This is a genomic window from Acidisphaera sp. L21, from assembly GCF_009765685.1.
Taxonomy (GTDB): Bacteria; Pseudomonadota; Alphaproteobacteria; order Acetobacterales; family Acetobacteraceae; genus LMUY01.
This window is the reverse complement of record NZ_LMUY01000124.1, coordinates 59,537-68,664: the sequence shown is the minus strand read 5'-3', so window position 1 is coordinate 68,664 and position 9,128 is coordinate 59,537. Positions and strand designations below refer to the sequence as shown.

General features: G+C 62.2%; 11 protein-coding genes and 1 pseudogene. 6 read left to right on the top strand and 6 right to left on the bottom strand.

Annotation, left to right across the window (positions count from 1 at the left end; genetic code table 11):
* Together GSQ76_RS31380 and GSQ76_RS32100 are read right to left on the bottom strand one after the other, a co-directional pair.
* A partial coding sequence (locus GSQ76_RS31380) for a Gfo/Idh/MocA family oxidoreductase (RefSeq protein WP_216851256.1) occupies positions 1–389 on the bottom strand: 389 nt, incomplete at its 3' end.
* A gap of 135 nt (positions 390–524) precedes the next feature.
* A pseudogene (locus GSQ76_RS32100) lies at positions 525–1,255 on the bottom strand (IS5 family transposase); the annotation flags it as partial.
* On the opposite strand from GSQ76_RS32100, the gene GSQ76_RS23710 reads away from it, so the two are divergent.
* The gene (locus GSQ76_RS23710) at positions 1,221–1,505 is read left to right on the top strand and encodes a hypothetical protein (protein WP_158746577.1); all 285 of its coding nucleotides are present in this window, start codon (positions 1,221–1,223) and stop codon (positions 1,503–1,505) included. The pseudogene GSQ76_RS32100 and the gene GSQ76_RS23710 overlap by 35 nt on opposite strands.
* 369 nt (positions 1,506–1,874) lie before the next feature.
* On the opposite strand, the gene GSQ76_RS23705 is transcribed toward GSQ76_RS23710, so the two are convergent.
* The 4 genes from GSQ76_RS23705 to GSQ76_RS23690 form a co-directional block, all read right to left on the bottom strand.
* On the bottom strand, positions 1,875–2,402 hold the full coding sequence (locus GSQ76_RS23705) for a DUF1003 domain-containing protein (RefSeq protein ID WP_158746576.1): 528 nt from the start codon (positions 2,400–2,402) through the stop codon (positions 1,875–1,877).
* A 751-nt stretch (positions 2,403–3,153) separates the two neighbouring features.
* Positions 3,154–4,020 (bottom strand): ScpA family protein, encoded by an 867-nt coding sequence (locus GSQ76_RS23700; RefSeq protein ID WP_158746575.1) that lies wholly within the window; start codon positions 4,018–4,020, stop codon positions 3,154–3,156.
* On the bottom strand, positions 4,013–4,594 hold the full coding sequence (locus tag GSQ76_RS23695) for a hypothetical protein (RefSeq protein ID WP_158746574.1): 582 nt from the start codon (positions 4,592–4,594) through the stop codon (positions 4,013–4,015). The genes GSQ76_RS23700 and GSQ76_RS23695 overlap by 8 nt, the downstream gene beginning before the upstream one ends.
* A 74-nt stretch (positions 4,595–4,668) precedes the next feature.
* Positions 4,669–5,742 (bottom strand): site-specific integrase, encoded by a 1,074-nt coding sequence (locus tag GSQ76_RS23690; RefSeq protein WP_158746573.1) that lies wholly within the window; start codon positions 5,740–5,742, stop codon positions 4,669–4,671.
* On the opposite strand from GSQ76_RS23690, the gene GSQ76_RS23685 reads away from it, so the two are divergent.
* From GSQ76_RS23685 to GSQ76_RS23665, 5 genes are all read left to right on the top strand, one after another.
* The gene (locus tag GSQ76_RS23685; RefSeq protein WP_158746572.1) at positions 5,741–6,046 is read left to right on the top strand and encodes a type II toxin-antitoxin system ParD family antitoxin; all 306 of its coding nucleotides are present in this window, start codon (positions 5,741–5,743) and stop codon (positions 6,044–6,046) included. The two genes, GSQ76_RS23690 and GSQ76_RS23685, sit on opposite strands and share 2 nt — an antisense overlap.
* The gene (locus tag GSQ76_RS23680) at positions 6,043–6,381 is read left to right on the top strand and encodes a type II toxin-antitoxin system RelE/ParE family toxin (protein WP_158746571.1); all 339 of its coding nucleotides are present in this window, start codon (positions 6,043–6,045) and stop codon (positions 6,379–6,381) included. Before GSQ76_RS23685 ends, GSQ76_RS23680 begins: the two co-directional genes overlap by 4 nt.
* Before the next feature lie 410 nt (positions 6,382–6,791).
* Positions 6,792–7,388, top strand: a complete 597-nt coding sequence (locus GSQ76_RS23675; RefSeq protein WP_158746570.1) for an ABC transporter substrate-binding protein — start codon at positions 6,792–6,794, stop codon at positions 7,386–7,388.
* Entirely contained in the window at positions 7,375–8,361 is a 987-nt protein-coding gene (locus tag GSQ76_RS23670; protein WP_254070602.1) for an ABC transporter permease, read from the top strand. Before GSQ76_RS23675 ends, GSQ76_RS23670 begins: the two co-directional genes overlap by 14 nt.
* Positions 8,358–9,128, top strand: a 771-nt coding sequence (locus GSQ76_RS23665) for an ABC transporter permease (RefSeq protein ID WP_254070601.1), incomplete at its 3' end; no start/stop codon positions are given. The genes GSQ76_RS23670 and GSQ76_RS23665, both read left to right, overlap by 4 nt.

Genomic DNA, 9,128 nt, shown 5'->3' with positions numbered 1-9,128 from the left:
GCGGTCACGTGTTCGAGGTGCAGTGAATTGGGTGTGACCACGTAGACGGCCGCTATATCCTTGCTCTCAGCAAGCCGATGCCACTCATCGTAGGTGTAAATGCTCTCTGCGGCGATACCGTATTGAGTCGCCACGACCCGCGCCTTGTCGGGCGTGTTGGAGATGATTGCGGTAATTCGCGACTTCTTGGCCTCGCCAAATGCCGGCATGATCTGTTCGAGGCTGAGCCTTCCTAGCCCGGCAATCGCAAAACCAATACGTTTATCGGGTGGCATGGGAGCCGCAAGTGGCGGCGACGGACGATCTGCCGCCCCTTTCCACTCTGGAAACACGACGCGACCAGCCTCAACTCGGCCGATATCGATAGGACTCGGCTTCATTTGGCTCATGTGTATTCCTGCGAACAACTCTGAAATAAACGACGCGCCAGCCTAATGGTTTTTATTGCCCTGCCATATATCGCAGGTGCTTGCTTGAGCCAGATGGTTCAGGAATGCGCCGTCCTACTAAGCTAAGAGTGCCGTTCAAAACCGGCGCTTGATTGCGCGCATGCAGATGATGGAGCATGCGATCGCGGTGAAGGCATGATGCATATCGATCCTGCGTTCGTATCGGATCGTGAGGCGGCGGAAGCGGTTCAGCCACGCGAAGCTGCGTTCGACGACCCAGCGGTGTTGCCCCAACTTTTGGCTTGTCTCCGACGCCGCGTCGGGCAATGCGCGGCTTTATGCCCCGTTTGATGCAGGCGCGTCGGCACCGTCGGTGATCGTAGGCTTTGTCGGCATGCAGCTTATCTGGCCGTCGACGTGGTCGTCCACGCGCGCCGCCGACCGGCGCAATCCTGTCGAGCAGCCTTTCCAGCGGCACGCTGTCATGGACATTGGCGCCGGTCAGCAGGAAGGCGAGCGGAGTACCCCGGCGATCGGTAATCAAGTGACGCTTGGTCCCCGGTCTACCTCGATCCGTTGGGTTTGGGCCGACTTCAGCGCCCCCTTTTTAGCCGCAATGGAGCAACTATCCATGCACGCCCGGCTCCAGTCGATGCGATTGGCCTGCCGGAGGCGGCGAAGTAACTCACGATGCAGACCGTCCCATACGCCTGCTTGTTGCCAATCACGCAGTCGTCGCCAGCACGTCACGCCCGAGCCACACCCCATTTCCTGCGGCAACATCTCCCATGGAATGCCCGTGCGCAGCACAAACAGGATGCCGTTAGCGCCATGTGGCTACCCACACGCGGGCGGCCCCCTGGCGGACCGAGAAAGAAGCCGACCCTGTCTGCTGAAGATGCCGCAGTGCTCGATCGGATCGAAAAGGGTCCTTACCATGATCAGCTAGCGCGCGCCGATATTCTTCGAGCCCTTGAATTGGCGTCGATTCGCGGTGGTCTGCTCTATGCTGATCTTGCAGCCGGAACCAGCACGATGATCACCGTGGAGCCTGCAAACCTTCGGTTCGTCATCGCCAAAGCTCGCCGGCTACACCGCAAAGATCAAGCCGATTAGCGCATGCGTTCACCTCGTCGAGAGCGGAGTAAAGCCGTCGAAACTTGCCAATTTGGAGGCTGCTACGATGTCTGATTGCGATACAACCTGCGAGACCCTTCTCATCGAGATTGAACAACTGAAAGCGGCGATCAAGTAACCGTCACATCTCGGAGCCCGTGTGAGACAGCCTTGGCAATCTGGCGGACCCTCTAGGCCGCCACGACGACGCGGGCGCTTTGCCACTCAATTGACGGTAATGCTTCTGGTGTTTGTCGCAGGGGTGTTGATTGTGTGGGCTTGGTGGTGGGGCATCTAGCCCGTGTGGACGAATAGTGGAAAAAGGAAGATAGATTCCCGAGTCGTTCTTTCATCGAAAGAACCGGCGCTCTAAGCCGCTTTGATTGCGTCCAAAACCGTCTCTGGTGCGACGTCCTTCTCGATTTCTGCCATCTCCTCTCGGCCGAATTCAACGCCCAACTTTACCGCCATAGCCGTTACGACCTCAATCAGCTTCGTGAGTTCGTGTTCGGTAAGCAAATTGATGTGCAAGTCGAGATCAGCACGTCTGTCTGCCGCCTTCGCAGTGCGGTTCTGGCTGATGAGAACGAAGGTCGATAGGAAGATCGCCTCTACTGAGGCTTCCATCGCAAGTATTACGAACGAGGGGTCGAATTTTGGAATGCCTGGGATCAAACCGAGGTTTGCAAAGACCCAAGCCGAATATACCGCTAGATGTATGTAGACGAAGGTCATGCTTCCGGTAAGGGAGGTTATCGCCTCGGCCAGTTTCTCCTGGCGGGTAGCGCTTCCTGCTTCTTGCCGGCGGCGTTCTGCCAAGGCAGCTATGTTACGACGAAGTGCATCACTCATGTCGCGGGGCTGTGGCGGAGGAATGGTAGGCGTCACTTCAACCATGAGACAGCTCCAAATTCTGGTCGGCCGAACGCCTACTTGTCGTCCGACATCCTGATCACCCGGGACTACAGTCAACCACAACCCGATCTCACCACTCTGGTTTTACTAGAATGCCCTGCTTGATGCTCCTCTACTGGCGATCAAAGCCTTGGGGCAATCCCAAGTCTCGACCCAATCAAGACCTCACCGCAATCAACGTTTCCGTTGTTCTCGATGGAGATTACTGACCCCCCCACGCAATCGGCTTCACTATCGTTCTGATCGCTGGAAGCCAGGCGGACAACCGAGCCTGTGGATAGGATTGAAGCCGCGTCCAGGGTCATAGCCGGGCCAACGTCATGACCAACCAAGGCTTGCCAACCGGCTCAACGACAGGATTGAACGGAGCATGACCCTCTCAGACCTGTCCGTGCTCGGACCGGATTGAGCAGACACGAAATCAATTTGCTAGGCGGGCCGAGAGTAAGGAGATGAGATAGAGGGCGAAGGCTCAACCCGACAATCAATTATGGCTAGAAGAGATAAGGCGACGTAACGTCAATACCTATGGCGCGGGATTGAGTAATATCACGACGGCTATCTCTTTTGAAGCCTTGCATTGCGTCTGAGCGCCGTGTGTGTCTCAGCCGTCCGCCGAGTGTCTACAACACAAGTGGGCCATGATACGACGATTTCTGCTTCGTGCCCTGCGGCCGTTCTGGTTCTGAGAACCACCCGATGAATGCACGGTGTTGTGGTGACGTCTCGCTTGCTAAAGATTGCGTTGGCTGCCGCGTTGATTGATTGGAACGGGCGCGAACTTAATCTCGCCGAAGGAGCTGTCTTGATCGAGCCTCACCTGGCCTTCTCGACAGAGTTCGAGCGCACCAATCAAGGTCGCGGTGACAGCGGAGCGGGCGAGCAGGGACTTGTCGATGACTCCCGCTGGTATGGGCGGGAGTAGCGTTGTAAAAGGCACGGGTCCGTCCAGGGCGTCGACAAGCGTGCGGAGACGGCGAAGCACCGCGTCCACTTGGAACAGCTTGGACACAGCTGGCCGGTATGTGGCCGCCTCGATGGACGGATCATCGTCTGGCCTGCGGAGTACTGTCAGGCAGGCTTCCAGCAGCCGCATGTACGAGGCAATTCGCGGGTCCCGCCCTTGCCGGCCCCGGCCGAAGACGTCCTGGCCGATTTGCGGTCGTGCGCCCATCCACGAAGCGGCCGATCGAATGAACTGCAGATGCTGCAGCCGACTACGCTCGCGCTCCAGGGCAGCCTCGACTGCCTCCTCGATTTCCGGAGTCGCTGCAAAAAACAGCCTGGATCGCAGCACCAGAAGTCGACTCGCGAGCACCAGCCAGTCGGCGCGGCGTTCAATCGGCACCTGCCCCTCGAACCGTGCCATCGCCGCAACGAACTGATCGACCAAATCACCAATGGAAAGGCGGGCAAGATCAATACGCTCCCGCTCGACCAGGTCGAGCAGGAGGTCAAGCGGGCCGTCGAAGCCGTCAAGATGGAGGTCCGGCGTCGTTGGCGGCAGGCGCGGCGGTGTCTCCCAATCGTCCCAAAGCGGGTCCGGCCGCGGGACCGTGTCTTCAGGAGACCTTGCGTCGATGGCCCTTGGACTAGGCACCCTTCTTCTCGCCACCCGACGCGGCCTCGGTGAACTGGTAGCGAGGATCGACCGTGAAGATCAAGTCCGGCCAATCACGCCGGATCCGGCGGAGCGCTTGCCAGGGAGTCCAATCCGCCGAGCTGAAGGCGAGAACGTCGCGCCGGGTGCGGCGTCGACGGCCATCGGCTGCCTCTTCGACGAGCCGGACGTGCCGAAGCGTCTGGGTCGTGCCCCAATTCTCCCAGAGCCAAACTCGTGCACGTGCATGGTCCTCGCCAAGCTGCAGAATCGACGGCGGGATCGGCACCAAGCGATGCAGGTCGAGCAGACAGGTGCCCGGCTCGTGCCACCGGGCCAGCATGCGCTCATGATTCGTCGCGATCACCTCGCGAAGCTCGGCCACGAGCGCACGTGCCGCCCTGCCCTCACGCGCCATCGGGGCAAGCAGACGAGCCTCCTCGGCATCGAGGTCGAGCGACCAGGGCGCGGCGTTGGTGCCGCGGGCAGTGGTCCGAAATTTGCCGACCATGTCCACCGGACCGCTGATCGCCAGCGTGTGATGCAGCCAGTCCGTCTCCGCCGGGGCAAGCACCTCCCTGCCCTGTTCCCCGCTGGATCCCCCACTCTGATCGGTGTCAGTGAATGCCGGTGCGGCGATGGGTGCCGTCACAGGTCCAGCAGACGGGCCGGGTTCTCCCCGGTGATCCGCGCCCGACGCCGGTAGCCGCGCGTCGATCGGAGATCATCGTGCCGCACGTGCGCCCCGACCTGCTCGTCGGGCGCGCCGGCGAGATACGCCTCAGTGATGAAGCCCGCCCGAAGGCCGTGCGGCGACAGGCGCTCACTCGCGTGGACGGTGAGCTTGGCCAGAGCGGCACGTTTCAGCAGGATCAAACGCACCGCCCCCGGCGTCAGCCGCTCCTCGATCGAGCCGTGACGGCTGATGCCACGGAACACCGGACCTCGGCGGATCTTCGCCCGAGCGAGCCAGGCCTCAAGAGCCCGGACTGGACAGCTGTCCTCACCGCGCATCCGCGGCAGGGTCACATCAGCCCCCTTGCCTTCCTGGTCGCGCTTGCTGCGGGGGATGTGGATCGTCACCCCGGCGGCCTCGATCCGCAGGTGCTCGCGATCGATGGCCACCAACTCGGCACGGCGGAAGGCACCAGCGAAGCCAACCAGGAGCAGGGCGCGATCGCGCAGGCCGGCGAGGTCGCTCGGACAGGTGCCGATCAACTGTTTGATGTCGGGCGACGTCAATGCGGCAGCCGGGCGCACGGGACGTGGGTGGCGGCGACGAATGCCGCCGAGCGTCTCGCGAATGACGGGGTGCGTGGAGAGGAACGCCACGCCACGCCGCCGATGATGGTAGGCAATGGCGGCCACGCGCCCGCGCAGCGCACTGGTCCCGTGGGTCGGCGCCAAAGCCCCAAGATAGGCGGCCACCAGGACCGGGTTGATCGGCAGCTCGGTCACATCGGCGTCTTTTGCTTTGCACCAGTCGGCGAAATGCACCCAGTCTCGCAGATAGGCGGCCCGTGTCGCTGCCGAGATCGCGTCGTCGGCGTAGCCGGCCGCGATGGCCACGGCCTCGCCGATCGCCCCCTCGGTCAGCGCTTCGAGGGCGCGCGATGGGCTGCCGCGCGAGATCCGCTTGGCCAGGGCAACGGAGGCGGCTGATGGCGCTGCGGCGGGGACGTCCGGAGGCAGGATCTCACCGGAGGACGATGCGTCATCCATGCCGATGATCCTTTTCGGCGGGACCGCCCTGCCCTATCATAGAGTGATGGACGGCATGACCCTTCCCCCTGAGCTCGAGCGCTTCGCCGAAGACGCGATCGCCGCCGGGCATTATCGCGACCTGGCAGAGCTGGTCGCAGCTGGTCTCAGCTTGCTGCAGCGACAGGAGCAGGTGCGCCTGGCCTTCATCGCCACGCTTGAAGACGCCGAGGTGGAAGCTGACCGCGACGGTTGGCACAGCGCTGACGATGTTCACGCTGAGATGGCGACCTTGGTCAACGAGGCGCGGCGCGCCAAGGTTTGACAGCCGCTGCGGTCCTGACCAGACAGGCGCGCCGCGAGCTTGCCCTTGCCGTGCAACGGATCGCCGAAGAAAACCCGGATGCAGCAGACCAACTGAATGATGCTGTTCTAGATGCGGCGCGGCTGATTGGCGCCAGACCAGGCGTTGGTGTGCGTCGACCTCATCTGGCCGGGCCAAGATATCGGTTCTGGTCGCTGCCGCATTTCCGATATCTGCTGGTTTACACGGACACCACGGCGCCGCCGCGGATATTACGTCTACTGCACACCTCGCCGGACCTGCCGCCGTTGCTAATGGGGCTGCGCGGCGTCGCGGACGATGCGGACCAAAGCTAACATTGGCAAAGGTCACCTGGGCCAGTCGGTGCCGCGCCGTTGATAAGGTCACGGTCGCGCACCAAGTCGCTGTAAACGCTCATTCTTCGCCCTGCCGCAGTCCGCCTTTTTCATACCACGCCCAAGCAATTGACGGTCCAAAACAGCCGCTCCGCACATGCCACAATCCGAAAATTGTGGCAAATGTCGCTTTGCACCCCCTAGGTGTCGAAAATGGGGCTTATCGATAGGCCTATACTGTCCTCAGACACATCTATGTTCGGCCAAGCTAGTGGAGTGTCTAGCTGAACGGCTGAGGGCTAATATGCTAGCTGCACAAGCCTAGAATTGGACGGACGTGGCATATCTACACCTGCCTAATGCCTGGTAACGCTACGGATCTGCGCAAGTGACTTTGGTTAGCTAGAGCGATGAGGAACCCGGCGCCCTCGCCCTATCCGTTCAATGTCAAGGCGGCGGAGGCCATGCTGGACAAAGCGGGTTTCCCACGCGGGTCCGATCGCACACGATTCCACGTCACCCTCGACTACAACCCATCGGGCGAGGACCAGAAGCGAACCGGCGATATCGTGCGTGCATTGCTCGGGCGGGCCGGGATTGCCGTGGATATCCGCGCGCAAGACATGGGCAGCTTCGTGCGCCGGGTCTATAGCGACCGGGAGTTCGAGTTCACCATCAACGGCGCCAGTAACCTGTTCGACCCGACAGTCGGCGTGCAGCGTTTGTATTGGTCGAAGAACTTCATCAAGGGCGTCCCCTTCTCCAATTGCACGCACTACAGCAGCCCGGAGGTCAATAAGCTGCTGGAGGATGCGGCGGTTGAAAACGACCCGGCGAAGCGCGTGGCGCTGTTCAAGCAATTCCAGGACACCATGGCCAAGGAGGTGCCGGACATGAACCTGTGCTCCCCCGTGTTCCTGACGCTGTCCAACACGCGCGTGCACAACGAATTGCTGACGGCAGAGGGGGTTGAATCCAACCTTGGTAGCGTACTTGTCGACGTCTAGCCGAGTCTGGACGACGCTGCGCCGCGCTGCGGTTCATGCCATCCCGACCGTAATCGGCATCCTGGTGCTGGATTTCCTCCTCCTGCAATTGATGCCCGGCGATGCGGCGGACGTGCTGGCAGGCGAGTCGGGTGGGGCGACCAGCGAAGGGATGGCCGCGCTGCGCAGCCGCTTCGGATTGGATCAGCCGGTGCTGATCCAGCTGGGCACCTATTTGTGGCATCTAGCGCATCTGGACCTTGGCATGTCGGCGCGATTCAACGTGCCGGTGGCCCGCCTGGTGCTGGACCGGCTGCCAAACACGCTTCTGCTGATGATGAGCGCGATGGTGATCGCGCTGGTCGCCGGTGTGGTGGTGGGGTGCGTCATGGCAGCGTTCGCCGGGCGCTGGGTGGATAGGGCGCTGCAGGTGCTGGTGCTGCTATGCTATTCCACGCCCGGCTTCTGGATCGGGCTGATGGCGATCGTGCTGTTCTCGGTCAAGCTCCGCTGGCTGCCGGGCAATGGCAACGAAACGGTGGCGGCCAACCTGCATGGCTTGGCCTGGGTGTTCGACCGGATGCGGTATCTGGTTCTGCCTGCAGCCAGCCTGTCGTTGTTCTTCGTCGCGGTCTATGCGCGGCTGGTGCGGTCCAGCCTGCTGGAGGTGCAGCGGCTGGACTTCATCCGGGCCGCCGCGGCCAAGGGCCTGCACCCGATCGTGCTGCAATTGCGCCATGCCCTGCCGAATGCGCTGATCCCGATCACCACGGTGGCTGGGCTGCATCTGGGCAATCTGCTGGGTGGCGCGGTGGTGGTGGAAACCGTCTATGGCTGGCCGGGCATGGGCCGCCTGGCGCTGGAGGCGGTGTTGGGCCGAGATTATGGCCTGCTGCTGGGCGTGCTGCTGCTGTCCAGCCTGTTGGTCATCATCGCCAATGTTGGGATCGATCTATTGCACGCCTGGCTCGACCCGCGGATCGAAGCACATTGAGGCCGGCCCGGCGCGGTGCGCTCTCCGCCCTGTTGCGCAATACGTCTTTCGTCGCGGGGCTGGTGATCCTGCTGATCGTCGCGGGGGCGGCGATCTTGGCACCAGTGTTGTATCCGGATAATCCGCAGGACATTGTCTCGGCACCGACCACCTGGCCCGGTGCCGACCCGGATTACCCCCTGGGCACGGACAGCCTGGGACGCGATATCGCCGCCGGGCTGGTGCATGGCGCGCGGGTATCGCTGATGGTCGGCCTGGTAGCGGCCGCCATCGGGGTGGTGATCGGCACGCTGGTCGGCGCCCTGGGCGGCTTCTTCGGCGGCTGGATAGACACCGCGCTCGTGCGGTTGACGGAGTTGGTCCAGACCATCCCGAGCTTCCTGCTAGTGATTGTGCTGGTGGCCATTCGATCACCGACGATCACGACGATATCCCTGGCTATCGGACTGGCGTCCTGGCCGATGGTGGCGCGATTGGTCCGGGCGCAGTTCCGGGCGCTACGCGGGGCGGAATTCGTGATGGCCGCCCGCAGCCTCGGCTATGGCCCGGGACGACTGATCCTGGGGGAAATTCTGCCCAATGCGCTGCCCCCGGTGATCGTCACCGTGTCGGTGCTGGTGGCGAACGCCATCCTGACGGAAGCTGGCCTGTCATTCCTGGGGATGGGCGATCCGAATGTGGTGAGTTGGGGCAGCATGATCGGCGATGGCCGCCCGCTGCTGCGCGAGGAATGGTTTGTGTCGGCCATTCCCGGCTGCGCGATCGCG

Coding starts and splice junctions, on each gene's coding strand:
- GSQ76_RS23710 (WP_158746577.1), top strand. CDS start 1,221: ATGTGGCTACCCACACGCGGGCGGCCCCCTGGCGGACCGAGAAAGAAG.
- GSQ76_RS23705 (WP_158746576.1), bottom strand. CDS start 2,402: ATGGTTGAAGTGACGCCTACCATTCCTCCGCCACAGCCCCGCGACATG.
- GSQ76_RS23685 (WP_158746572.1), top strand. CDS start 5,741: ATGCCGATGATCCTTTTCGGCGGGACCGCCCTGCCCTATCATAGAGTG.
- GSQ76_RS23690 (WP_158746573.1), bottom strand. CDS start 5,742: ATGGATGACGCATCGTCCTCCGGTGAGATCCTGCCTCCGGACGTCCCC.
- GSQ76_RS23675 (WP_158746570.1), top strand. CDS start 6,792: ATGAGGAACCCGGCGCCCTCGCCCTATCCGTTCAATGTCAAGGCGGCG.